Origin of the sequence: Kribbella sp. NPDC056951 (genome assembly GCF_042674205.1) — a bacterium.
Classification (GTDB): domain Bacteria; phylum Actinomycetota; class Actinomycetes; order Propionibacteriales; family Kribbellaceae; genus Kribbella; species Kribbella yunnanensis.
In genome coordinates this window covers 369761-392686 of sequence record NZ_JBHUQZ010000003.1, presented here as the reverse complement: position 1 = coordinate 392686, position 22926 = coordinate 369761, and the positions used below count along the sequence as shown (strand labels likewise).

Genomic DNA, 22926 nt, shown 5'->3' with positions numbered 1-22926 from the left:
TAGCAGGGGACGGGCATGGCTCTGGGGGACTTCTTCGCGCGACTCACTGGTCGCCAGCAGGAGCCCGAGCCTGCCCCGGGACCCAGGGCACCGACGCACGACGACCTGCTCGCGGCACTCGTGCGGGTCGAGCAGCTGATCGCCCAGGGCGCCGTACCGGCTGTGGTGGCGTCCCGGGTGAACAGAGTCGTCCGGATCGTGCGGGAGACGATTCCGCGGCTGGGCAACCTGGCCGGCAGTGCGCAGGCGTACTCCGTGATGGCGACGGCTACCGACTACCTGCCGGAGGCAATCGGCGGGTACCTGCGGTTGCCACGTCAGTGGGCCGACACCCGGCCGGTGGACCGCGGCAAGACCTCGCTGATGATCCTGATCGACCAACTGGACCTGCTCGGGGCCACGATGGACAAGGTGTTCGACGCGGTGAACCGGGCGGATGCGGCAGCTCTGATTGCCCATGGCCGGTTCCTGCAGGAGAAGTTCGGCACCGGCTCCACCGGCGGAGGCTTGGCCCTCGGTCCGACCACATCCACGCCACCACCTGACACAGGACCACTACAACCACCACCAGGACGAGGAGGGGCATGAGCGGCGAGGGGGGATTGTCACTGCAGCAGGCGCTGGCAGCGCTGCTGGAGGTCGCCGTGCGTGCCGGAGTCGAGGAGAACCGCGCCCGCACCGAGGCGCTGTCACTCGCAGCCGCTCTGGCCGAGTCAGCGCCCGGTGCGCCGACAGACTGGGCCAAAGCCTTCCCGGGGGCAACCACACAGGACTTCTTCGATGCCGCCGTGCGCGGACGACGCTGGCGGGGCGCACCAACCGCCGTACTGACTGAGCTGGTCACCGCTGGCTCACCAGAGAAGATCCCGTACGCCGAAGCTCTGGCTGAGCTCGCATCTGCGTCGTGCACGTTGGGTGAGCCGACCATGCGCGTTGTCGGCAACGCATCTGTCGCTGCGGCTGCTCAGTTGCAGGCGGCTGGTGCCCGACCACTCCAGGTGGCATCCACTCCGACACCTGCTGCTGCGGTTGCTGTCGAACCGAAGCCTGAGGAGCCGGCCAAGACGGTCGACGAGTTGCTGGCTGAGTTGGACGAGCTAACCGGCCTTGAGCGAGTCAAACGCGAGGTGCACCGACAGGTCGCCGTACTGCGCGTGGAGAAGCTGCGGACCGAGGCGGGGCTGAAGAGCCCGACTATCACGCGGCACCTGGTCTTCGTGGGCAATCCGGGGACCGGCAAGACCACAGTGGCCCGGCTGGTCAGTGGGATCTACAAGGCACTCGGACTGCTCTCCAAAGGACAGCTGGTCGAGGTGGATCGCTCTGAGCTCGTCGCCGGGTACCTGGGCCAGACAGCGACCAAGACCGCAGAGGTGGTCGCGTCAGCCGCCGGTGGGGTGCTCTTCATCGACGAGGCGTACAGCCTGACCGCCGGTGACCTGGGAGCGGACCAGTACGGGCGTGAGGCTGTGGACACGCTGGTGAAGGAGATGGAGGACCGGCGGGACGACCTGGTCGTCATCGTGGCCGGATACCCCGAGCCGATGGCCGTCTTCATCGCCGCGAACCCCGGACTGGCCAGTCGCTTCCGCACCACGATCGCCTTCGACGACTACAGCGACGACGAGCTCACCGACATCCTCACCGGCCTGTGCGAAGGCGCCGACTACGAGCTGGTGCCGGAAGCGCTGGAGAGGTTCCGGCACATCCTCACCGAGACCCCACGCGGCCAGTCCTTCGGCAACGGCCGCTTCGCCCGCAACACCCTCGAAGCCGCCATCGGCCGGCACGCCTGGCGGCTTCGCGACGTGACGGCACCCACGACCGACCAGCTGCGTCAGATCCTCGCCGAGGACCTCAGCGACGAGGTTAGCGACAACGAGCAAGGAGAAGAGGCGTGACCCAGACACAGAGTGCGCCGCCCGCGACCTGGTCGCCGCCGACGCCACAGCAGACCGCAGCCCTCCAAAGCCCCGGTACGCCGGCGCCGCGTGGTGCCGTCGCGCAGTGGTTCGAAGGCACCCCGGGGCGGATGCGCGCCTTCCTCGTGCTCGCGGCCGCGATCAGTGTCGTCTTCGGACTGTGCGCTGCTCAGGGCTTCAACCATTCGGACGGCGCACTGCAACGTGCGGAGGCGAACGCAGCACAGCTGGTGCGTATCCAGGCGATCCACACCAACCTGGTCAGCGCCAACGCCGACGCGACGAACGCCTTCCTGGTCGGCGGTCTCGAGCCGGCTCAACAGCGCCAGCACTTCGTCGACTCCATGGCTAGCGCCGCCCGTCTGGTGGCGGAAGCCGCCAGCGCGCAGCCGGCTGACCGTGACGCCTTGGGGCAGCTGAACACCACGCTGGTCACGTACCAGGGTCTGATCGAGCAGGCGCGAGCCAACAACCGCCAGGGGCTGCCGATTGGCTCGCAGTACCTGCGCGACGCGAACGCGACCCTGCAGAACGACTCCCTGCCGCTGGTGAAGGCCCTGGTCGCCGCCAACGAGAAGCGCGTCGACACCGAGTTCGACGGAGTCAGCGTCGGCGTCTGGTGGGTGTTCGTCAGCGGACTGCTCGCTCTGCTCGTCCTGTTCTTCACTCTGCGCTGGTTGGCCCGTAAAACACACCGCTACCTCAACATGCCGATCCTGGTCGGCGCCGTCATCGTCCTGCTCACCATGTTCATCGGTGGCTTCGCACTGATCTCCGGATCAAGTTCAGCAACCAACACCCGTGACGGCGACTACGCCTCCACGCTGGCACTGTCGAGAGCCCGCATCGCGGCGTACGACGCCCGCTCGAACGAGAGCCTGACACTCATCGCCCGTGGTTCCGGCACGGCGTACGACGAGGCCTACAACGCGTCGGCGAAGGTGGTCGACGAACAACTCGGGAAGATCTCCGGGGGCACGGCCGGGTCCGGCCTGTGGAGCACCTACCAGCAGTCCCACGCCGACGTCCGATCCAAGGACACCGCCGGCAACTGGGACGCCGCCGTCAAGGTCGCCACCAGGACCTCCGTGGACGCGTTCGGCGCCTTCGACCAGGCAACGGCGAAGGAACTGGAGAACACGAGCAGCGGCGTCAGCAGCGAGCTGAGGGACGCGCGGGACGGGCTGCCGCCGATCGGGTGGCTGGGACTGCCGATCGGGATCCTGGTGGCGCTGCTGATCGCCTGGGGAATGTCGCAGCGACTGGGGGAATACCGATGAAGAAACTGATCGCCGCCTCGGCCGCCGTGCTCATGACAGTCACCGCCTGCGGTTCCGGCGCCTACGACGCCACCCAGATCCCGGCGAAGCCCCAGCCGAAGGCCGCAGTCGCTCCCGCAGCGCCCGCGGCGTGCAACGACCCCAACCCGCTCCGCTCGTATGCGCCTGCAGGCGCATCATTGGACAGCCAAGCCCTGGTAAGGATCAAGAAGAACCGTCGGCTGATCGCGGGTGTATCCGCAGACAGCCTGCATCTGGGGTCGCGGAACCCGATCAGCGGCCAGATCGAGGGCTTCGACATCGACATGGTCAAGGCCGTGGCCAAGGCGATCTTCGGTGAAGACGGTCATCTCGAACTGCGGGTCATCTCCAGTCCGCAGCGGATTCCCTCGCTGGTGGACAAGAAGGTCGACATCGTCGCGCGCAACATGACGATCAACTGCGTGCGCTGGCAGCAGATCGCGTTCTCCGCCGAGTACTACCATTCCGGCCAGAAAACCCTTGTCCCGCTGGATTCCACCGTGACGAGCACGAAGGATCCCAAGCTGGATGGGAAAACCATCTGTGCCCCGGCCGGTTCGACGAGCCTCGACAACCTGAAGAAGCAGAACCCGAACGTCATCCCCATCACCGCCGACACCGACACCGGCTGCCTCGTGTTGTTCCAGTCGGGTAAGGCGTACGGGATCAGCGGCGACGACACGGTGCTGGCCGGCGACGCCGCTCAGGATCCGTACGCGAAGGTGTTGCAGGAGAAGGCGTTCAGCGCCGAGCCGTACGGGCTGGGGATGAACAAGGACGACCACGACCTCGTGCAGTTCGTGAACCAGGTGCTCGAGCAGATGAAGGCCGATGGGCGGTGGATGGAGTCGTACAACAAGTGGCTCGCTCCTGACCTCGGCGAGCTGAAGGCACCGCCGGCACCCGTCTACGGACGGCCCCTCCCCCGATGACGGTTCGGACGCCTACTGCGGCGGCCCCGGCGCCTCCGGGGCGGATGGGGAGCAGCGTTCCAGCTGGTGAACTGCTGCCGTTCCTCAGCGAGCTGGGGAACTGGCGCGATCGGCGGAAGGCTGAGCTTGAGGAGTTGGATCAGGCGGCCCTGCATGCCCCGGATTCGGATGCTTTGAGTGCTGATGTTGTGCTCAGTATGGCGGTGTGGAAGGCGGTTTCGGATCGGTACGAGCTGATTCTGGTGACGTGGGATTCGGGGCGGGTCGGGCCGACTGAGACCGAGCGGATCTCGACGTTGATCTGGGGTGGGCTGGATACCGGGAGTGCCGGTGGGTCGCTGGCGGTTTCGTTGCCTGAGGCATGCAAATTGTCGGATGCGTTGGCTTCCAGTTTGCGGGCCAAGCTGGCGTTGGAGCCGGGGGATGCCGACCGGGCCGCGAAGTTGCGGCAGTTGCGGGCTCAGGTGGAGCGGATCGGGGATCTGGTCAAGCTGGAGCCGGCGAATGTTCGTAACGCGGCGCTGGCCGAGCATCACGATCTGGATCGCCGGCTGACAGACCTTGCCGACCGCAACAAACGGGGTGCGGATGTCGGCGGTTTGATCGGACCGTTCGAGATCGACGCGGCGCGGGCTGAGCGTGACCTGATTGTCGGTGCGGCTACTCGCAAAGAGCGTGCGGCCGACGTAGCGCGCGCACGGTCGCTGCGGAGTGAGCTGGAAGCGCAGGGGACGGCGGTGCGGGCGCTGGCTGACAAGGCGGTTGCCGCAGTCACACCGGCCCCGCGGCTCGCCGTACCGGATGTCACCGCGCTCGGACCTGTGCCGAATACCCCGGCTGAGCTGGAGAGGTACCTGACCCGGTTGGACGCCGTACGGCGGGCGCTCGGGCAGGCGCAGGCTGCGTACGGCGCGGCTGTGGCGCGGCGGGACGAGTTGGCGGCGCTCCTGGATGCGTATCAGGTGAAGGCGGGGCTGATGGCCCCGAACAACGAAGACCTTGCGGAGTTGTACCGGCGTGGCCGTGCGGTGATGGAGTCGGAGCCGGTGGACAGTGTCCGGCTCGCTGCGCTCGTCACGGCGTACCAGGCCTACCTGGAGAGCACAGGAGGGACCAGATGACGACCACTATCGCCTGCACGCAGCCTGGCTGCACGGGCACCATCATGGACGGGTACTGCGATGTGTGCGGCTCGCCTGCACCCGCTGGTGCGGTCAGCCCGTCCGCGGTCGCCGGTGCGCCCGATGTGATCGCACCTGACGAGGCTGACCCGATCAGCTCGCCGTCGACGGTATCCCGCGCGTCGAACCGTCTCGCGTCCACACCGCTCGGCTCTGCCCGCGCTGCGGCCGCAGGTTCGAAGCTGACGCGCCGACTCGGTACGTCGTCCACCCGCCTGCGTGGTGCGCGGCTGGGTGCCGGTCTGACCCATGTACCGACGATTCCGCCGATCGACGCGAGCAAGGCGATCCTGGCGAACCCGATGGTGCCGGAGGACCGCCGGAACTGTCCCAGCTGTGGCAACCCGGTCGGCCGGTCGCGTGACGGGCAGCCGGGGCGCACCGAGGGCTTCTGCCCCAAGTGCCGCAACCCCTTCTCGTTCTCGCCGAAGCTGAAGGACGGTGACCTGGTCGGCGGCCAGTACCTGGTCAGAGGCTGTCTGGCGCACGGTGGCTTCGGCTGGATCTACATGGCCCAGGACAAGAACGTCTCGAACCGCTGGGTCGTCCTGAAGGGCCTGCTGAACTCCGAGGACCCGGACGCCGTCGCGGCCGCGATCGCCGAGCAGCAGTTCCTGGCCCGCGTCGAGCACCCGCTGATCGTCGAGATCTACAACTTCGTCACGCACGAAGGCGCCGGCTACATCGTGATGGAGTACGTCGGCGGCACCTCGCTGAAGACACTGCTCAAGCAGCGGATGGCGGCCAACAACAACCAGTACGACGCCCTGCCGATCGACCAGGCCATTGCGTACCTGCTGGAGATCCTGCCCGCGTTCTCGTACCTGCACGACCTCGGGCTGGTCTACTGCGACTTCAAGCCGGACAACATCATCCAGGTCGGTGACGCGGTCAAGCTGATCGACCTCGGCGGTGTGCGGCGGATCGACGACCTGGACTCGGCCATCTACGGAACGGTCGGTTTCCAGGCGCCTGAGGTGGCTGAGGTCGGTCCGTCGATCGCCTCGGACATCTACACCCTCGGCCGGACGCTGTGTGTGCTGGCGATGGAGTTCCGCGGGTACCAGTCCCGCTATGTCACCTCGCTGCCGCCGGTGGGCGAAGTACCGCTGTTCCAGAAGTACGACTCGGTCTACCGGCTCCTGCTCAAGGCGTGTGCCAAGGACCCGGCGGACCGCTTCCAGACCGCTGACGAGTTCCGCGTGCAGCTGCTCGGCGTACTGCGTGAGGTCGTTGCGGACAAGCAGGGCATCAAGGCTGCCCAGCACTCCGCATCGTCGTTGCTGTTCGGTACGCCGGGCGACAAGTCGCTCGGGCTCGGTGATGCGGCCGCACCGTGGCAGCGGCTGCCCTCTCTGATCGCGGATGACAGCGACAAGATGGCCGGCTGGTTGAAGACCGTCAGCGTGCCGGATCCGCTCAAGCGGCTCGAGCTGCTGGTGGACGCGCCCGAGCCGTCACCGCAGATCCTGCTGGAGATTGCCGAGACCTCTCTCGAGGTGGGGCCGGACCGCTACGACATGGTCGACACTGCGGTGGCGGACCTGCTCGCAGCCGACCCCTGGGAGTGGCGGGCGGTCTGGATGGCCGGACTGGTCGCACTGGCCCGGGGCGACGCGGCTGCGGCCCAGTCCGCGTTCAACGCTGTCTACGGCCAGGTGCCGGGTGAGCTGGCGCCCAAACTGGCGCTGGCGATCGCCTGTGAGCTCAGCAGCGAGTTCGACGTTGCCGAGGGCCTTTACCAGACCTGTGCGCGCACCGACGCCAACTACATCGCACCGTCGGCCTTCGGGCTGGCGTCGATCCGGACTCACCGCGGCGACCTGGACGGAGCGCTGGGCGCGCTGGACCTGGTACCGCGAACCAGCGGCGCGTATGTGCGCGCTCGCCGCCAACGAGCCGGTCTACTGGCAGGATCGGGGCGTGGCCTGGATGCGCTCGCCCAGGCGATGGACAGCATCGAGTCGCTGACCATCGACCCGGTCGACCGGGCCAACCTGGCAGCGAGCGTGTTCCGGAACGCACTGGACGAGGTACGGCAGTCCGGTCCGCAGGAGGGTCTGCGGATCGACGGCCGGGAGGCGACCGAGCCGGCCCTGCGGGACGGGCTCGAAGCCACCTACCGGCAACTGGCCGACCAGGCCGAGAGCCGGCCGGAACGGATCGCCCTGGTCGACCTGGCCAACGAGGTTCGAGGATGGACGTTGCGATGACGAGTACGACCGACACGGTCTGCCCCACCTGTGGTGGCCATGTGTCCACCGCCGACCGCTTCTGCGAGGCGTGCGGCGCCGAGCTCAAGCCCGGCGAGCTGGCCCCCGCCGCGGCCGCTCTGGACACCGACACCGAGCCGACCGTCGAGATCCACGCACTGCCACCAGCCGGACCTTGTACGTCGTGCGGTGGCACGGTCGGCGCGGACGGGTACTGCGAGACCTGTGGGACCAAGGCGGCCAAGCCGCGGGACCACTTCAGCGAGCAGCCGGCGCCGTGGGTGGCTGGTGTGTGTGACCGGGGTATCCGGCACAGCCGCAACGAGGACGCGATGGCGATCGCCGCCGACGCGGAGCAGGGCAGCCGCGCGCTGCTGGTCGTCTGTGACGGCGTGAGCTCGTCACTCGACTCCGACGTCGCCTCACTGGCTGGTGCGCGCGCCGCACGCGACGTACTGACTGCTGGGCATGCACAGGGCATCGGCACCGAGTCGTCGCGTAGCGGTGCGATCGTGGCCCGGCTGACCGCTGCGGCTGATGCCGCGAGTGACGCCGTACTGGCGAACACCAGCCCCGACAGCCCGAACCCGGCGTCCTGCACGTTCGTGGCCGCCGTACTGGAGGACGGGCTGCTTGTGGCGGGGAACGTGGGCGACAGCCGGGCGTACTGGTTCCCGGACACGTCCGAGGCCGTCGCACTGACCGTGGACGATTCCTGGGCCGCTGAGCTGATCGCTACCGGCATCTCTCGTGCGGAGGCCGAGTCCGGTCCGCACGCGCATGCGATCACCCGCTGGCTGGGCAAGGACGCTCCGGATCACACACCTCGTACGACGACTGTCCGGGTGACCGAGCCGGGCTGGGTCATGGTCTGTTCGGACGGACTGTGGAACTACTGCTCCGAGGCGGCACCGTTGGGCGAGCTCGTCCGTCAGACCGCTGCGGCCAACGGTGGCGACCCGCTCGCCACGGCATCCGCGCTGGTCGACTGGGCGAACGCTCAGGGCGGCCAGGACAACATCACCGTCACGCTTGCGCGTGTTTAAGGGGAGGACCCGAGATGGCAGACTTCACCGCCGCTGTTTACCAGAACGAGTTCCTGCCTGACGGCGGTACCGACGTGCACGCGATCGTCACCGTGAACTGCACCGGTGCCGGTGCGGCCGGCCAGTCCGGTACCGGTGACGCGGGCGAGATCATCATCGTCGACACCTCCGGCTCGATGGGCAAGGAAGGCGTCCAGGCGGCCGCGTTCGCCGCGCAGACCGCACTCGACCAGATCCTCGACGGGGTCTGGTTCGCGGTCATCTCCGGTAACGACCGCGCCCAACTGGCGTTCCCGCCGTCCGCGGAACCGGTGATGGTCAAGATGGATCCGTACACCCGGCAGGCCGCCAAGGACGCCGTCTCCCGCTTCTACGCCGACGGTGGCACCGCCATGGGCACCTGGCTGCGACTGGCCGGGCGGGTCTTCGCCACCGTCCCGTCGCTGTCGCAGAAGCACGCGATCCTGCTGACCGACGGCGAGAACCAGCACGAGACGCCGGAGGCGCTGACCCAGGCGATCAAGGCCGTCACCGGCCAGTTCCAGTGCGACACCCGCGGTGTCGGCGTGGCCTGGCAGGTCGACGAGGTACGCCGGATCGCCCAGGCGCTGCTCGGCACTGTCGACATCATCCCGGCGCCGAACCAGCTCGCGGCCGAGTTCTCGAAGCTGATCCAGAACGCGATGAGCCGTGGTGTCGCCCAGGCCGACCTGCGCGTCTGGGCGCCGCAGGGTGCGGAGGTGCTGTTCGTTCGCCAGGTCGCACCGACGGTCGAGGACCTGACCTCTCGCCGTACGTCGATCAACCCGCTGACCGGTTCGTATCCGACCGGGTCGTGGGGTGACGAGTCCCGTGACTACCACGTGTCGATCCGGCTGGCGGCGAAGGGCGTCGGCCAGGAGCAGTTGGCTGCCCGCGTCCAGCTGACCATCGGCGACAACGTGGTCGCACAAGGCCTGGTGAAGGCGCTGTGGTCCGCCGACGAGGCGCTGACCACGCGGATCAGCCCTGAGGTCGCCCACTACACCGGGCAGACCGAACTGGCCGAGGCGATCCAGGACGGCCTGGCCGCGAAGGCCGCGGGTGACACGGCCACGGCGACCACCAAGCTGGGCCGTGCGGTTCAGCTGGCCGCCCAGACCGGCAACGAGGAGGCCACCACGCGGCTGCGCAAGGTGGTCGACATCGACGACCAGGACACCGGTACCGTCCGGCTGAAGCGGACTGTCGAGAAGGCCGACGAGATGGCTCTCGACACTGCGTCCACGAAGACCACCCGGGTGAAGAAATGAGCACAGTGAACTGTCCGAGCGGACATCCGTCCGTCTCGACCGACTACTGCGATGTCTGCGGCCTCCCTATCGGTGCCGCAGCCACTCCTGTCGCACCGCCCGCACCTGCGGTCGCTGCGCCCGGTCCCGCGGTAGCCACGCAGACGTGTCCGAACTGCTCGGAGTCGGCCGCTGCGGACGCGCTGTTCTGCGAGAGCTGCGGCTACGACTTCACCACCGGCACCATGCCTCGCCCCGCCTCATCACTCGACCTCTCGGCGACTCCGCCGACCGCACCGCCCGCACCGGCACCCGTGGTGGCCGAGTGGGTCGTCGAACGCTGGGTGGATCCCGACTGGTACGCCGTACAGCAGAGTGACGACCCGTGTCCGTCACCTGGCCTGCCAGTGGTGATCCCGGTGACCGAGAAGAGCGTTCTGGTCGGACGTCCCTCCCGCAGCCGTGGCATCGCTCCTGAGGTCGACTGTGGCGACGACACCGGTGTGAGCCGCCGCCAGGCCCAGCTGACCACCGACGGTCAGCGCTGGTGGGTCGAAGACCTCCAGTCCTCCAACGGCACCTACGTGGCTCCCGCAGCCGGCCCTCTGCCCGAGATCCCCATCCCGCCGGGCCAGCGCCAGGAGCTCAACTCCGACGACCGCATCTACGTCGGTGCCTGGACCCGCCTGGTCCTGCGCAAAGCCACTCCGGAAGAACAAGCCGGCCAGGCCTGAGGTCAACTGGCGGCGAGGTCTCGCATCCGGAAGCACAACCACTCGATCACCACGGTCCCCAGCACGACCGGTAGGAGCCAGGTCCACGACTGGTCGGGGACTGTGGTGATCAGAATGCCCGTCCACAAGGCGATCCAGGCACCGCCGTACCCGCGCAGCACTCCGCGGTACCAGAGGCCGCCTGGCGCCTCGGCAGCGCGCTGGCCGAGGTAGACGAACAGGTAGGTGGCCAGAGCGACCGGCCAGAAGAACCACAGTCGCTTCCAGTCGTACGGAACCATCACCAACGCGCTCAGGCACGTCACCGCGATCACCCAGTGGTAGATCTCGCCGACCCAGTTCAGCCGGCGTCGGCGCAGCGTTACCACGATGGCCGGGATCCCGAGCAGTACTGCCAGGACCCCGGCCCCCACGTGCACGATCAGTGCGAGATCTCGCACCGGAAACTCCCTGACATGTCAGGGAGCATAGGGCTGGCTCACGCCTCCGGGAAGGACAGAACCCGGCGTACGGCGAAGTTTCGGTAGCCGCCGCGTTCGAACGCCTTCGCCATCGGCACGTTGCCGAAATCGGTGTCGGCGCGGATCTGCTCGGCCCCGGTCTCGGCCAGCAGGTGGGTGATCTCGGCGAGCAGGTCGTCGATGTACCCGTTGCCGCGGTGCTCGGGCAGGACGCCGAGGTAGCCGACGACCGGTCCGCCGTTGTTCTTCGACGGGATCGCGAACCCGATCAGTTTGCCTTCGGTGTCGTACCCGAACCGCCACCAGTCGCGATCGCCCACGAGCATGGTCTGATACAGCTCGACCTCCTCACGGGCGGCCGCTTCGGCGCCGAGCCGGGCGATATCGCGAGCGGTCGCCGCGTCCAGGCTGCCGGCGCTGACACGCATGAACATGTCGACGAACGCCTCGTCGTCGGCCCGCTCGAACCGCAGCCGGGTCGACCTCGGCGGCAGCCCGCTCTCCGCCAGCCACTCGTAGCGCAGCCGGTCGGTGACCGCGGTCCAACCGGCCGCCGTACCAGCCTTCTGCCGTGGTTCGAGCGCTGCCACCACGGTGGCGTCGGACTCCCAATCGCCGTCGAGGAAGAAGTGGTACTCCGGCGGCTCGGCGTCGGACGGCCGGCTCTGCATGCCGTGCTTGATCAGCTCGGTCCACACCGGAACCGGGTCGCCGGCACCCGCGTAGTACAGGCCGTCGATGCTGTACGGGTACGTGTCGTCGATGCCGCCCCACCAGATGGCCACGGCCTGGATGGCGCCGTCCTCCTCGACGACCCAGCTCCAGTCGTGCCGGTAGTGGCCGATCTCGAGGTACTCGTCGAAGCGCTCGAGCGTGACGGTGTTGACCGTCGGCTGCTGCTCGATCAGGGTACGGATGGTGTCGAGGTCAGCCTCGACGGTGTTGCGAATACTCACAGTTCCTCCAGCAGGAGGCGCGCCGCTCCGCTCAGTGCGAGCTGTGATCGCGGGCAGGTCGCGCCGGAATACCGAACAAGGTGATCATCGGTCGCTCCTTCCGCTCGAGGCATCTTCTCGCCGGGCAGAACTCTAGGGCCGACCGGGGTCATAGTCCAACTGTTATTCATACCTGGGATGTGCGAGCGTTTCCCGGGCCGGGCAGCCTCCCAGCCATGAGAACCCTCATCACCGCCCTCGCCCTCACCGTCGCGACCACAGTCGCCCCCACCACGGCGTACGCCGCCATCCCGACCTGCGCGTTGAGTTCGCTGCCGTCGCAGGCCTCGGACACCCTCGACCTGATCCACTCCGGCGGCCCGTTCCCCTACCGCCAGGACGGGACCGTCTTCCAGAACCGGGAAGGCATCCTGCCGAGCCAGTCCAGCGGCTACTACCGCGAGTACACCGTCAAGACGCCCGGCTCCCCCGACCGCGGTGCCCGCCGCCTGATCGGTGGCGGCTCGCCGGTCACCAACCCGGCGTACGTCTACTACACCGCCGACCACTATGCGTCGTTCTGCAAGGTGACCTGAACGCAGAAGCGGTCCCGGGCCGAAGCCCGGGACCGCTCTTTGTCCTGCTGAACTTCAGTGGATCAGAAGTCCATGCCGCCCATGTCGGGCGCGCCACCCGGAGCGGCCGCAGCCTTCTCCGGCTTGTCGGCGATGACGGCCTCGGTGGTGAGGAACAGGGCCGCGATCGAGGCTGCGTTCTGCAGCGCCGAGCGCGTCACCTTGGCCGGGTCGATGATGCCGCTGGCGATCAGGTCGACGTACTCACCGGTCGCGGCGTTCAGACCGTGACCCGGCTCGAGGTTGCGAACCTTCTCCACCACGACGCCGCCCTCGAGGCCGGCGTTCACCGAGATCTGCTTCAGCGGGGCCTCGACCGCGGACCGCACGATCGCGGCACCGGTGGCCTCGTCACCCTCGAGCTCCAGCTTCTCGAACGCGACGACCGACGCCTGCAGCAGCGCGACGCCACCACCGGCGACGATGCCCTCTTCGACGGCCGCCTTCGCGTTGCGAACGGCGTCCTCGATGCGGTGCTTGCGCTCCTTCAGCTCGACCTCGGTGGCCGCGCCGACCTTGATCACCGCGACGCCGCCGGCCAGCTTGGCCAGCCGCTCCTGCAGCTTCTCGCGGTCGTAGTCGGAGTCGGACTTCTCGATCTCGGCGCGGATCTGGTTGACCCGGCCACCGATCTGGTCCGCGTCACCCTCGCCCTCGACGATGGTCGTCTCGTCCTTGGTGACGACGATCTTGCGGGCCTGGCCGAGCAGCTCCAGGTCGACGGTGTCGAGCTTGAGGCCGACCTCCTCGGAGATGACCTCACCGCCGGTCAGCACCGCGATGTCGACCAGCATGGCCTTGCGGCGGTCACCGAAGCCCGGCGCCTTGACGGCGACGGCCTTGAAGGTGCCCTTGATCTTGTTGACGACCAGGGTCGCCAGCGCCTCACCCTCGATGTCCTCGGCGATGATGGCCAGCGGCTTGCCGGTCTGCATGACCTTCTCCAGCACCGGGACCAGGTCCTTGATGCTCGAGATCTTGCTGTTCACGATCAGGATGTACGGGTCGTCGAGGACCGCTTCCATCCGCTCGGTGTCGGTCACGAAGTAGGGCGAGATGTAGCCCTTGTCGAAGCGCATACCCTCGGTGAGCTCGAGCTCGAGGCCGAAGGTGTTGCTCTCCTCGACGGTGATGACGCCTTCCTTGCCGACCTTGTCCATCGCCTCGGCGATGATCGAGCCGACCTGGGTGTCGGCGGCCGAGATGGACGCCGTCGCCGCGATCTGCTCACGGGTCTCGACCGGCTTGGCCAGTGCCAGCAGCTGCTCGCTGATGGCCTCGGTCGCCTTCTCGATCCCCTTCTTCAGGCCCATCGGGTTGGCGCCGGCGGCCACGTTGCGCAGCCCCTCGCGGACGAGGGCCTGGGCCAGCACGGTGGCCGTGGTGGTGCCGTCACCCGCGACGTCGTCGGTCTTCTTCGCGACCTCCTTGACGAGCTCGGCCCCGATCTTCTCGTACGGGTCCTCGAGCTCGATCTCCTTGGCGATCGAGACACCGTCGTTGGTGATCGTGGGGGCGCCCCACTTCTTCTCCAGGACGACGTTGCGGCCCTTCGGGCCGAGCGTCACCTTCACGGCATCGGCGAGGGTGTTCATACCCCGCTCGAGGCCACGGCGCGCCTCTTCATTGAAAGCAATAAGCTTGGGCATTCTCCGCGAGTCCTCCCGCGTCGAGTCTTTGGTGGTTCAGCCGGCCAGATGCCCGCGACGGACGGCACCGAAGTCGTGGCGCTCATGTCCCGCCCCGCTCCCGGCACCTCATCTGGGCCGTCTCAGTTCTCACTCCGTGGGCACGAGCCTTATCACTCTCACCCATGGAGTGCTAACCAAGTATTAGCACTCGCCCCAAACGAGTGCAAGCCAGGTCAGACCCTCGCGGTGAAGGCGATCTCGATCAGGAGCTCCGGAAACGCCAGCCGGGTGGTCCCGACGATGGTGCTGGCCACCTGCGGATCAGGGCGCCCGTACGCCGCCTTGCGGACCGGACCGGCGTAAGGGAAGGCCTCGTCCATGTCGCGGACGTAGAGCGTCTCCTCGACCACGTTCGCCAGCGAGGCGCCGTACCGCTGGAGGAGCTCCTCGGCGTTGGCGTACGCCTGCCGCATCTGCGCCTCGATCCCCTCGAGGATCTCGGTACCGCGGTTGCCCACCTGGCCGGACAGGTAGATGGTGTCGCCCGACCGGATCGCCTGGACGTAGCCGTAGTCCTGCTCCCACGGCAGGCCGAAGTTCTCGATCACGGATGCACTCCCTTTAGAAAGATTGATTTTCAACTAACCTAGGGAGGGCGGCCCGGCCGCGGCGATCGGCCGCAGTGCCAGGAACCGCCGGATTCGTGCCTGCGGAGGAGTGCTCTTGCCTGAACTGGTCGTGGCGTTGCTGAAACTCCCGCGGGCGATCTCGCTCGACCTCGGGATCGCGGCACACGTCTTCGGCCGCCACGACGGCTACCGGGTGATCGAGGACAGCGACCCCGCGACCGCGGCCGGAGCGGACATCATCGTCGTACCGGGTTTCGACGAGCCCGAGCTGCCGCCACCGGCGCCGTACCTGGAGTTGCTGCGTGACACTCCGGCCCGGCTGCTCGGGATCTGTACCGGCACCTTCGCGCTGGCCGCGGCCGGCGTACTGGACGGCCGTGAGGCCACCACGCACTGGCACTACACCGACCAGCTGCGCAGCCTGCACCCACAGGTCACCGTGCTCGAGAACAGGCTGTACGTCGAAGATGGCAAGGTGCTGACCTCTGGCGGCGGGGGCGCTGGTATCGACGCCGGTCTGCACGTCATCCGCGCCGACTACGGCGCGGCGGCCGCCCACGAGGTCGGCAAATGGGTCCTCGCGGCCCCCGAGCGAGGCGGAGAACACCGCCAGTACGCCGACGTGCTCACGCCAGTGCGGTCTGACCTGGGACCGGTGCGCGCCTGGGTCCAAGACCACCTGGCTGAGCCGATCACCGTCGACCGACTGGCCACCAGGGCCGCGCTGTCCCGCCGTACCTTCATCCGCCGCTTCGAGGGCGAGACAGGCATGCCGCCGATGCGCTGGGTCGTCCACCAGCGCCTGCTGGGCGCCCGCCGCCTCCTCGAGACCTCCGACTGGACAGTCGACCGCATCGCCGCCGCCAGCGGCTTCGGCAGCGCCACCTCACTCCGCGAAGCCTTCCGCCGCGAGCTAGGCACCTCCCCCTCCAGCTACCGCAGGCGGACGTCGATGTCCTGACTCCGGTCGACAGACTGCGGTTCCGGCCGCTCGGCCTCCCGCCGTACGGCGCGCTCCACGGTTTCGCGCACCTTGGGCGCCAGGTCGTCGCGCTGAAGGAGCCGGTCCGCCGTCCGCAGCAGGTGGTCGTGCGATGCCGGAGTGGGCGGCTGCGCACGCTCTTCGAGGATGGCGTCCTTTACGCGCGGTGGACGCTCCCAGGTGCCGCTGGCGGTACGGCGGTTCTCGTACAGCACCGAACCGCCGCGGTCGACGAGGTAGATGTCGTCGATCAGGCCCTCTGTCTCCAGAGCCTGAGCGGTGTCGGGCAGCTCGTCGTAGAACTCGTCGTGCAACTCAGGGTCGAACCAGCCACCGTCTCCCCCAGTATCCAGAGCTGTCTGATGGCGCTCTGCCAGTGACAACGCGCTGTCCGCCTGGTTGACGACCAGGTAGACGAAGCTGCAGCGGTAGCCCAGGTCCCGCAGGTCGCCTGCCCACCGGCGCGCCCACTGCTGTCGGGCGAGCGGATGGCTGGCCACGAGGTCGTACCGCGGGTCCCCTGCGCAGATGTGCGCCAGGATGGCCTCGTGCAGGCGGGCGTTCGGCCCGTTCTCCAGGGCGTCGGCCACCATCTCGAGTCCCTGGATCCCGTACTGGTGCCGGAGGACGTCGTACCGCGGATGAACCCGCAGGCTGTCGTCCGCCTCGTACCGCACCACGCGGTCGGCGCCCAACGCCGAGTGGACCAGCCGTGACATCGTCGACTTGCCCGCGGCCGGCTGGCCGCCGAGCACGACCGCGCGCGGTCGGACACCCGGTGCCCGGTCCGGAGGGTTGGGTGGCGTGAGCTGCGCGAGTCGCTCGGCAAACGCCCGCTCCAGCTCGGCCGGCGTGAGGGCTCCAACCATCCGGGCAGCTTATTCAGTTGTCGAGCTGGGCGATCAGGTATTTCGGGGCGGTCAGCCGCCACGCCTCGGTGAGGAGCTCTCCGACCTCGTCCTCGTCGGCGACGGCCAGGGTCACGTCCAGCCAGGCGAAGCGGCCGCTCTCCCAGGACGGGGCGTAGACGTCGGGGCTTTCTGCGATGAGGGCCTCCTGCTCTTCGCGGAAGGCCTTCACGATCAGCCGGGTCTCGTCCTCGGACAGGTACGCGAAACCCTTCTTGCGCACCTTGAACGCGGGCTGCCCGGCCCAGCCCTCGTGTTCCTCGGCTCCGGGCAGCCCCTGCACCAGCTTCTGCACCACCTGCGCATCCATGCCGGCAACGCTAGGCGGCGGCACCGACAGTTCTCAGCCGACGACCGTCACCGTCACGGTGGAGCCGTTCGGCACCATGGTTCCCGGCGTCGGCGACACCGCGGTCACTGCACCCTTCGGCACACCAGGCGCCGGCTTGCTGACGATCGTCGGCACCAGCCCGTAGTCCTTCAGGGCCGCTAGGTACTTCGCCTGCGACGTCTCCAGCTCCAGGGTCTGGAACCCGGGCACGCCGGTCGCGTCCTGCACGAACCAGATCTGCTCGAGTGCCTTGCCGACCTCAGCCTCGCCGGTCGACGACTCAGCCTGGATCCAGATGTTCCGGGACGGAATCAGCACGGCCCCGGTGCAGACCGGCACCTTGTTGCGCTTCACGCAGACCGTCCGCTGCCGTTGAGCCTGCACGCCCTCCACCTCGAAGGTCTCATCGGCCTTGAACTCGGACGCGGGCTTGCTCCCGATCTGCACGCTCTCGACGCCGGCCGGGTACGGGGGCAGGCAGTAGCCCTGGGCCCCCGGGTCCACGATCACGGTGTTCTTCGTCGGCGTACCGCACTTCAGCTGGTTCGTCGCCCAGTCCTTCGGCACTGCGACTGCGGTGTGGCCCACGCCAACCAGCCGTACGTTGTCCGGAACAGTCGCGGTCGGCGTCCCACCTGCCACTGGTGGCTGCTCGAGCGGACTGGCGCCGTTGTTCGTCAGTGCGGTCGATCCGCCGATCACGGCCGCTACGGCGACCGCCGTACCGGCTGCCGACCAGACTGCGGTACGGCGGCGTCGGCGGCGCGTCGCACCGGAGCGCATGGCGTCGATCGGGGGCGGGTTGACGGCGGTCCGCTCACCGGCTTGTTCGAGGAGCTCGGACAGTTTCGATTCGTTCATAGGATCTCTCGCAGTTCTGCCAGATTCGGGTCCTGGGCCAGTGCTTTGACGGCCCTGGAGAGACGGCTCTTCACGGTGCCGGCGGCGACGCCGAGCACGGAGGCCATCTGCTGTTCGGTCAGGTGTGCGTAGTAGCGCAGTACAACGGCTGTCCGTTGATCAGTCGGCAGCCGGTCGAGGGCACGCGTCATCAGGTCGGCGTCGTCGACACCTGCGGTCCGGTCCTGGTCGGCGTGCTCAGGCAGAGCAGCCGATGGTTTCTCGCCGGTCCAGCGGCGTCTCCGCGCCGAGAGGAAGCTGTTGACCAGCATCCGGTGCACGTAGGCGTCCCGGTCGTCCACTGCGCTGACCCGCTTCCACTTCACCAGGCACCGCTCCAGCACCGTCTGGACCAGGTCCTCGGCCTCCGGATGCGAACACCCCAGCAACACCGCGGACCGCACCAGCACCTGCCAGCGCGCCGCCACATATTCAGTGAAGTCATCCATTCGGCACCCTCCCTCACCGTAGAGACAGCCTGGCCCGCCCCTCAGGTTCCACGAAAGTAGTCAGGGTGTCCGACCAGGGTCCCCGGGGTCAGGTCAGGGGCCACTCGGTACCGATCCTGATGTGGCGGAGGGGTCTCAAACGGGACAGTAGAGCCATGACGAACTCCAACGCACCGTTCTCGAACCTGTCCGGCAAGGTCCTGCGTCGCTCCAGCTCCCAGCGGATGCTGTCCGGCGTCTCCGGCGGTCTCGCCGAGTACCTCAACATCGACGTCACCCTGGTCCGCCTCGGCATCGTCGGCCTCACCATCATCACCGGCGGCACCGCCATCCTCGGCTACGCCATCGCCTGGATCGTGATGCCCGAGTCCGACGGCAAGGCCGTCTGGCAGAGCGCCCAGCACACCAACAACCACCAGACCCAGACCCCCGAGGCCGACATCGCCTCCCGCATCTACGACGACGCCCCCAAGCCCCCGGCCGCCTGACCTCGTCCTGTCACACTCTGCCTGTGCAGAGTGCTGAAGAAGTCACCAGGTGCCCCGACTGCGGACATCAGATCCGTGTCGACCGGCGCTACGTGACCTGGTGCGAGAAATGCGACTGGAACGTCGATCCGACGCCGTTGCTCGACCTGACCCCTGCCTGGCGGCTCAGAGTCGAGCAACGGCTGGTCGACTCGCTCTACCGCGAACTCGAACGCGGAGCGATCCATCGCCCCAGCTGGGACGCCGCGCGGATCACCGCCAACCTGCTCTCGGTCCTGATCCTCCTGCTGCCGCTCATCGCGTTTCTGACCGGCATTGGGCTCCTGATCTTCTACCGGCCCTTGTGGTTCAGCATCATCCTGGCGCTGCTCGCTCTGACCATCGCCTTCGTGTTCCGGCCCCGAGCCGGTCACATCGACGAGGCCAACATCTGGTACTCGCAGGTCGGCTGGCGCTTCCGACCGGTCATCGGTATCGGTCTGCCGCTCTGGATCGGGCTGCGACCCCAGGAGCGAGTCGCCATCCTGGCCCACGAGTTCGGCCATGGCCGCCACGGCGATCTGCGAAGCGGCTGGCTGATCGGCAACGCACACAGCGTCCTGGAAGGACTGAGTGCGACGTTCAGCGAGAGCCCTCTCGATGCGGCACGCCGCGAATGGGGTGCCGAGGAGCTCAGCGGTGGGACTCTGTTCAGCCGCATGGTCAACGCGACTGTCGGCACGGTGGTGCGCGGCCTGAGCGCCGTACTGAACCGCCTCGAGTTGCGCAGCGGTCAGCGCAACGAATACCTGGCAGATCGTCGCGCAGGTGAGGTCGCCGGCTCTGAAGCCGCTGCGCATGCGTTGGAGCGCACGCTGCTGGCTGATACCTCGTATGACGCTATGGTCCGAGCGCTGCGGTTCCCGAGCGAGCTTGCTCCGCTGGACGCGGTACGGCGCGCAGTGACCGAGGTGCCGGCCCGGGAGATCGAGCGGCGGCTGCGAGTGAGTCGGGTGCACGGGACTCGCACGGACGCGACCCACCCGCCGACGTACCTGCGCACGAAGCTGATCCGGACCAGGCCGGCCACGTCGGCTCGCGTGGTGATGGGGATCGATCAGGCGCGCAACATCGACCGAGAGCTCGCATCGGCGGCCGAGCAGGTGTTGAAGGAAGTGAAGGCCGAGCTCTAGCTGGACAGCGATGCGGCCTTGAGGGTGGCTGCGGCGATGTCGGGGTGGTCGGCAAAGACGCCTTGGAGGCCTAGGGCGGCGAAGCGGGACAGTTCGGTGCGGAAGTCGGTGTTGGTGGGGAGGAAGCGGCGTTCGGCGCGGAAGGTCCAGGCTTGGACTCCGAGGCCGGCGCGGTGCGCTTGGTCGACGAGGCGGGTGGGCTCGCCTAGTGCGCCGGTGGGGGTGCGTGGGATGACCAGGTCCTTGTGGGGCGCCAGGATCTGCGCGTACGTCGAGATCTCGCGCAGACCGGACGGGTCGAGCAGGTCGGTGAAGGTGCGGCCGTCTCCTACCCGGAGGAAGTCGTACGGCGAGCTCTCGGAGTCGACGAGCTGGACCAGCGGTACCCGGGTCATGACGGCTAGCCGGCGCAGACTGGTCGGCTCGAAGGACTGGATCATGATCTCGTCCGTGCGCAGGCCCAGAGCGAGGATGCGCTCGGTCAGCAGCTCTTCCAGCGGCAGACCGAGCCGCCGGAAGTACGTCGGGTGTTTGATCTCGGGGATCACGCCGATGGTCCGCCCGAGCCGCAGCGACTCCTGCCGGGCCAGTGCGACCACGTCGTCGAACGTGGGCACTCCCTCGGTGCGGTCGTAGGCCGTATTGGCGGACCGGAGCGCAGGCATCCGCTCGCGGGCTCGCAGCAACCGCAGCTCGGCGTACGTGAAGTCCTCGACGAACCAGCCGGTCACGGCCTCGCCGTCGACGATCTTGGTGATCCGCCGGTCCGCGAAGACCGGGTGCTCCGCGACGTCCGTCGTACCGGAGATCTCGTTCTCGTGGCGGCAGACCAGGACGCCGTCGAGCGTGGCGACCAGGTCGGGTTCCAGGTAGTCGGCCCCTTGGGCCGCGGCCAGGCGGTACGCCGCCGGCGTGTGTTCCGGGCGGTAGCCACTCGCTCCCCGATGCGCGATCACCAGCATGGGTCCAGGACAGGCGGCGCACATGGCTGACCGGGAACTCGTTGCCCAACGCAAGGTGAAGGTCACCGAACCGAACCACGGCCTATGCTCTGAGTCATGACCGGTCCGATTGCAGTCAAGGACCGTGCTCTCGGGCCCGATCTGGCCCGCGGATTTCTCCTATTGTTCATCGCACTGGCCAACATCCACGGTTTCCTGCATCCGCCCGGTGTCGGCGACATCCGCGCGATGCCGATCCCCACTACGCTGCCGGACCGGATCGTCGCGTTCCTGGAGACCACTCTGGTCGACGGACGCTCGTACACGATGTTCGCTGCACTCTTCGGCTACGGCATGGTGCAGATCGCCCGACGCCAGACCGGTGAGTGGAAGAGCACCCGCAAGCTACTGCGTCGCCGCGCACTCTGGCTGATACTGCTCGGCCTCCTGCACGCAGTGCTGCTCTACTACGGCGACATCCTGACCGCCTACGGGCTCATCGCGCTCGGACTGGTCTCGGCGATCCGCTGGAGTGATTCGCGGCTGCTGGTCTCCGCAGCGGTCATGACGCTGTTCGGGTCCTGGGCTTTCGCCTTCCTGTCCACTCCGAACCCACCGGACTCGGCCGCGGAGATGTACCCCTGGGCGATGGATCACAACCCGCTGCTGGGCATGGCCGGCCGGGCCTTCGCCATCTCGATCAGCGCCCCGGTGCTGGCGGTCACGGCGGCCGGTGCGTTCCTTTTCGGCATCTGGGCCGCGCGGCGCGGCCTGTACGAGCACCCGGAACAGCACCAGCAGACGCTGCGCCGGATGGTGGCCATCGGCGTACCGCTGTCGTTCCTCGGCGGTGTCCCACTCGCTCTCTACACAGCAGGCCTGCTGCCCGCCACCGACGCCAACATCATCCCGGTGGCCGGGCTGCACGCGCTGACCGGCTTCGCCGGAGGTCCGGCGTACGCCGCTCTGATCGCACTCTGGTCACTTCGGGTACGACGTACTCCCGTGGTCACCGCGATCCAGGCGACCGGCCAGCGCTCGCTGACCTGCTACCTCACGCAGTCCGTCGTCTGGACTGTCCTGTTCGCGCCGTTCCTGCTCGACCTGGGCAGTTCCCTGAAGCTGTGGCAGTCGGTGTTCGTCGCCGTCGCCACCTGGGCCTTCACTGTGTTCCTGGCTGACCAGATGCGCCGTCGCGAGCTACGCGGCCCGTTCGAGGTCCTGCTCCGCCGGCTGACCTACCGCAACCAGACTGCTCGCCAGTAGGTACTGCGCCGCGAGGTAGGTCGCCATCACGAGATACGGCCGCGCACCGAAGTCATGCCCGGCCAGTTCCACGCCAATGAGCGCATCGGACAGCAGGAACACCGCACCGCCCACTCCGGACCGCCAACCGTTCCATGCGCTCGTCACAGCAGTAGCGATCAGCAGCAGCGAGTACGCCGCCACCGGGGCGCGCACATCACCCAGATCGGGCCACAGCAGCGCCAGTACGCCGACCCACAGCACGCCGTACGCCGCAGCCACGACCAGCGACCGCTGCGTCGTTCGGCGGCTGAACAGCAGCACGTAACAGACATGCGCGACGCCGAACGCCGCCATACCCGGCACGAGCTGGTCGATCTGCAGCAGGAAGTCGCCGACCAGTGAGAAGGCCAGTCCGACCAGCAGTGTGATCGGGCCACCGCTTAGACGCACCCAAACCGCCAGGACCGGCATCAGCAGGACCTTGGTGATCGACTCCGGCCAGGGCTCGCCGATCGCGATCGTGACCAGGTGTACGACCGCGATCACGCCGTACGCGCCGAGCCATCCCGAACCTCGCTTCATGGCCTAGATGGTGCCTGGTCATCCGCGATTAATT

Annotated in this window: 24 protein-coding genes; 14 read left to right on the top strand and 10 right to left on the bottom strand. The window is 67.9% G+C overall.

The window, feature by feature from the left end:
* Nucleotides 1–15: 15 nt before the first annotated feature.
* Genes ACFTSF_RS14765 through ACFTSF_RS14725 form a run of 9 tightly spaced genes read left to right on the top strand, consistent with a single transcriptional unit; the run spans nt 16 to nt 10600 of the window.
* Nucleotides 16–588, top strand: coding sequence for a hypothetical protein (locus ACFTSF_RS14765; RefSeq protein WP_380154271.1), 573 nt, complete (start codon nt 16–18; stop codon nt 586–588).
* Nucleotides 585–1901, top strand: coding sequence for an AAA family ATPase (locus ACFTSF_RS14760; protein ID WP_380154270.1), 1317 nt, complete (start codon nt 585–587; stop codon nt 1899–1901). Before ACFTSF_RS14765 ends, ACFTSF_RS14760 begins: the two co-directional genes overlap by 4 nt.
* On the top strand, nt 1898–3202 hold the full coding sequence (locus ACFTSF_RS14755) for a hypothetical protein (protein WP_380154269.1): 1305 nt from the start codon (nt 1898–1900) through the stop codon (nt 3200–3202). Before ACFTSF_RS14760 ends, ACFTSF_RS14755 begins: the two co-directional genes overlap by 4 nt.
* Nucleotides 3199–4155, top strand: a complete 957-nt coding sequence (locus ACFTSF_RS14750; protein WP_380154268.1) for a glutamate ABC transporter substrate-binding protein — start codon at nt 3199–3201, stop codon at nt 4153–4155. The genes ACFTSF_RS14755 and ACFTSF_RS14750 overlap by 4 nt, the downstream gene beginning before the upstream one ends.
* Nucleotides 4152–5276, top strand: coding sequence for a hypothetical protein (locus ACFTSF_RS14745; RefSeq protein ID WP_380154267.1), 1125 nt, complete (start codon nt 4152–4154; stop codon nt 5274–5276). The genes ACFTSF_RS14750 and ACFTSF_RS14745 overlap by 4 nt, the downstream gene beginning before the upstream one ends.
* Nucleotides 5273–7549: a tetratricopeptide repeat protein gene (locus tag ACFTSF_RS14740; protein WP_380154266.1), complete on the top strand. Its 2277-nt coding sequence runs from the start codon at nt 5273–5275 to the stop codon at nt 7547–7549. Before ACFTSF_RS14745 ends, ACFTSF_RS14740 begins: the two co-directional genes overlap by 4 nt.
* The gene (locus ACFTSF_RS14735) at nt 7534–8595 is read left to right on the top strand and encodes a PP2C family serine/threonine-protein phosphatase (RefSeq protein WP_344144867.1); all 1062 of its coding nucleotides are present in this window, start codon (nt 7534–7536) and stop codon (nt 8593–8595) included. Before ACFTSF_RS14740 ends, ACFTSF_RS14735 begins: the two co-directional genes overlap by 16 nt.
* Nucleotides 8596–8609: 14 nt before the next feature.
* Entirely contained in the window at nt 8610–9887 is a 1278-nt protein-coding gene (locus tag ACFTSF_RS14730; RefSeq protein WP_380154265.1) for a VWA domain-containing protein, read from the top strand.
* A complete protein-coding gene (locus tag ACFTSF_RS14725) occupies nt 9884–10600 on the top strand; it encodes an FHA domain-containing protein (RefSeq protein WP_344144862.1) in 717 nt (238 codons plus the stop codon). Before ACFTSF_RS14730 ends, ACFTSF_RS14725 begins: the two co-directional genes overlap by 4 nt.
* 2 nt (nt 10601–10602) lie before the next feature.
* Here ACFTSF_RS14725 and ACFTSF_RS14720 read toward each other — a convergent pair whose 3' ends face one another.
* Together ACFTSF_RS14720 and ACFTSF_RS14715 are read right to left on the bottom strand one after the other, a co-directional pair.
* A complete protein-coding gene (locus ACFTSF_RS14720) occupies nt 10603–11040 on the bottom strand; it encodes a hypothetical protein (RefSeq protein WP_344144860.1) in 438 nt (145 codons plus the stop codon).
* A 38-nt stretch (nt 11041–11078) separates the two neighbouring features.
* Nucleotides 11079–12017: a GNAT family N-acetyltransferase gene (locus ACFTSF_RS14715; RefSeq protein ID WP_380154264.1), complete on the bottom strand. Its 939-nt coding sequence runs from the start codon at nt 12015–12017 to the stop codon at nt 11079–11081.
* A gap of 215 nt (nt 12018–12232) precedes the next feature.
* On the opposite strand from ACFTSF_RS14715, the gene ACFTSF_RS14710 reads away from it, so the two are divergent.
* On the top strand, nt 12233–12592 hold the full coding sequence (locus ACFTSF_RS14710; protein WP_380154263.1) for a ribonuclease domain-containing protein: 360 nt from the start codon (nt 12233–12235) through the stop codon (nt 12590–12592).
* 62 nt (nt 12593–12654) lie between these two features.
* Here the strand turns inward: ACFTSF_RS14710 and groL are convergent, their stop codons facing one another.
* Complete coding sequence (gene groL, locus ACFTSF_RS14705) at nt 12655–14280, bottom strand: chaperonin GroEL (protein WP_380154262.1); 1626 nt, start codon at nt 14278–14280, stop codon at nt 12655–12657.
* A 215-nt stretch (nt 14281–14495) separates the two neighbouring features.
* Nucleotides 14496–14870 (bottom strand): Rid family hydrolase, encoded by a 375-nt coding sequence (locus ACFTSF_RS14700; RefSeq protein WP_380154261.1) that lies wholly within the window; start codon nt 14868–14870, stop codon nt 14496–14498.
* A 115-nt stretch (nt 14871–14985) separates the two neighbouring features.
* On the opposite strand from ACFTSF_RS14700, the gene ACFTSF_RS14695 reads away from it, so the two are divergent.
* Nucleotides 14986–15852: a helix-turn-helix domain-containing protein gene (locus ACFTSF_RS14695; RefSeq protein ID WP_344144850.1), complete on the top strand. Its 867-nt coding sequence runs from the start codon at nt 14986–14988 to the stop codon at nt 15850–15852.
* Here ACFTSF_RS14695 and ACFTSF_RS14690 read toward each other — a convergent pair.
* The 4 genes from ACFTSF_RS14690 to ACFTSF_RS14675 are packed head-to-tail and all read right to left on the bottom strand — an operon-like array spanning nt 15825 to nt 18461.
* On the bottom strand, nt 15825–16742 hold the full coding sequence (locus ACFTSF_RS14690; protein ID WP_380154260.1) for a zeta toxin family protein: 918 nt from the start codon (nt 16740–16742) through the stop codon (nt 15825–15827). The genes ACFTSF_RS14695 and ACFTSF_RS14690 overlap by 28 nt on opposite strands.
* A 13-nt stretch (nt 16743–16755) precedes the next feature.
* Nucleotides 16756–17091 (bottom strand): MmcQ/YjbR family DNA-binding protein, encoded by a 336-nt coding sequence (locus tag ACFTSF_RS14685; RefSeq protein WP_344144847.1) that lies wholly within the window; start codon nt 17089–17091, stop codon nt 16756–16758.
* Between the two features lie 33 nt (nt 17092–17124).
* Nucleotides 17125–17973, bottom strand: a complete 849-nt coding sequence (locus ACFTSF_RS14680; protein ID WP_380154259.1) for a PASTA domain-containing protein — start codon at nt 17971–17973, stop codon at nt 17125–17127.
* On the bottom strand, nt 17970–18461 hold the full coding sequence (locus ACFTSF_RS14675) for a SigE family RNA polymerase sigma factor (RefSeq protein WP_344144844.1): 492 nt from the start codon (nt 18459–18461) through the stop codon (nt 17970–17972). The genes ACFTSF_RS14680 and ACFTSF_RS14675 overlap by 4 nt, the downstream gene beginning before the upstream one ends.
* Before the next feature lie 155 nt (nt 18462–18616).
* Here ACFTSF_RS14675 and ACFTSF_RS14670 point away from each other — a divergent pair, with 155 nt between their 5' ends.
* Both ACFTSF_RS14670 and ACFTSF_RS14665 read left to right on the top strand, forming a co-directional pair.
* On the top strand, nt 18617–18949 hold the full coding sequence (locus ACFTSF_RS14670) for a PspC domain-containing protein (protein ID WP_344144842.1): 333 nt from the start codon (nt 18617–18619) through the stop codon (nt 18947–18949).
* Nucleotides 18950–18972: 23 nt separating this feature from the next.
* On the top strand, nt 18973–20121 hold the full coding sequence (locus ACFTSF_RS14665) for a M48 family metalloprotease (protein WP_380154258.1): 1149 nt from the start codon (nt 18973–18975) through the stop codon (nt 20119–20121).
* Here the strand turns inward: ACFTSF_RS14665 and ACFTSF_RS14660 are convergent.
* Nucleotides 20118–21083, bottom strand: coding sequence for a glycerophosphodiester phosphodiesterase family protein (locus tag ACFTSF_RS14660; RefSeq protein ID WP_380154257.1), 966 nt, complete (start codon nt 21081–21083; stop codon nt 20118–20120). The genes ACFTSF_RS14665 and ACFTSF_RS14660 overlap by 4 nt on opposite strands.
* 96 nt (nt 21084–21179) lie before the next feature.
* Between ACFTSF_RS14660 and ACFTSF_RS14655 the strand changes: the two genes are divergently transcribed.
* Nucleotides 21180–22328: a DUF418 domain-containing protein gene (locus ACFTSF_RS14655; protein WP_380154256.1), complete on the top strand. Its 1149-nt coding sequence runs from the start codon at nt 21180–21182 to the stop codon at nt 22326–22328.
* Here the strand turns inward: ACFTSF_RS14655 and ACFTSF_RS14650 are convergent.
* Entirely contained in the window at nt 22263–22892 is a 630-nt protein-coding gene (locus ACFTSF_RS14650) for a lysoplasmalogenase (RefSeq protein ID WP_380154255.1), read from the bottom strand. The two genes, ACFTSF_RS14655 and ACFTSF_RS14650, sit on opposite strands and share 66 nt — an antisense overlap.
* Nucleotides 22893–22926: the final 34 nt, after the last annotated feature.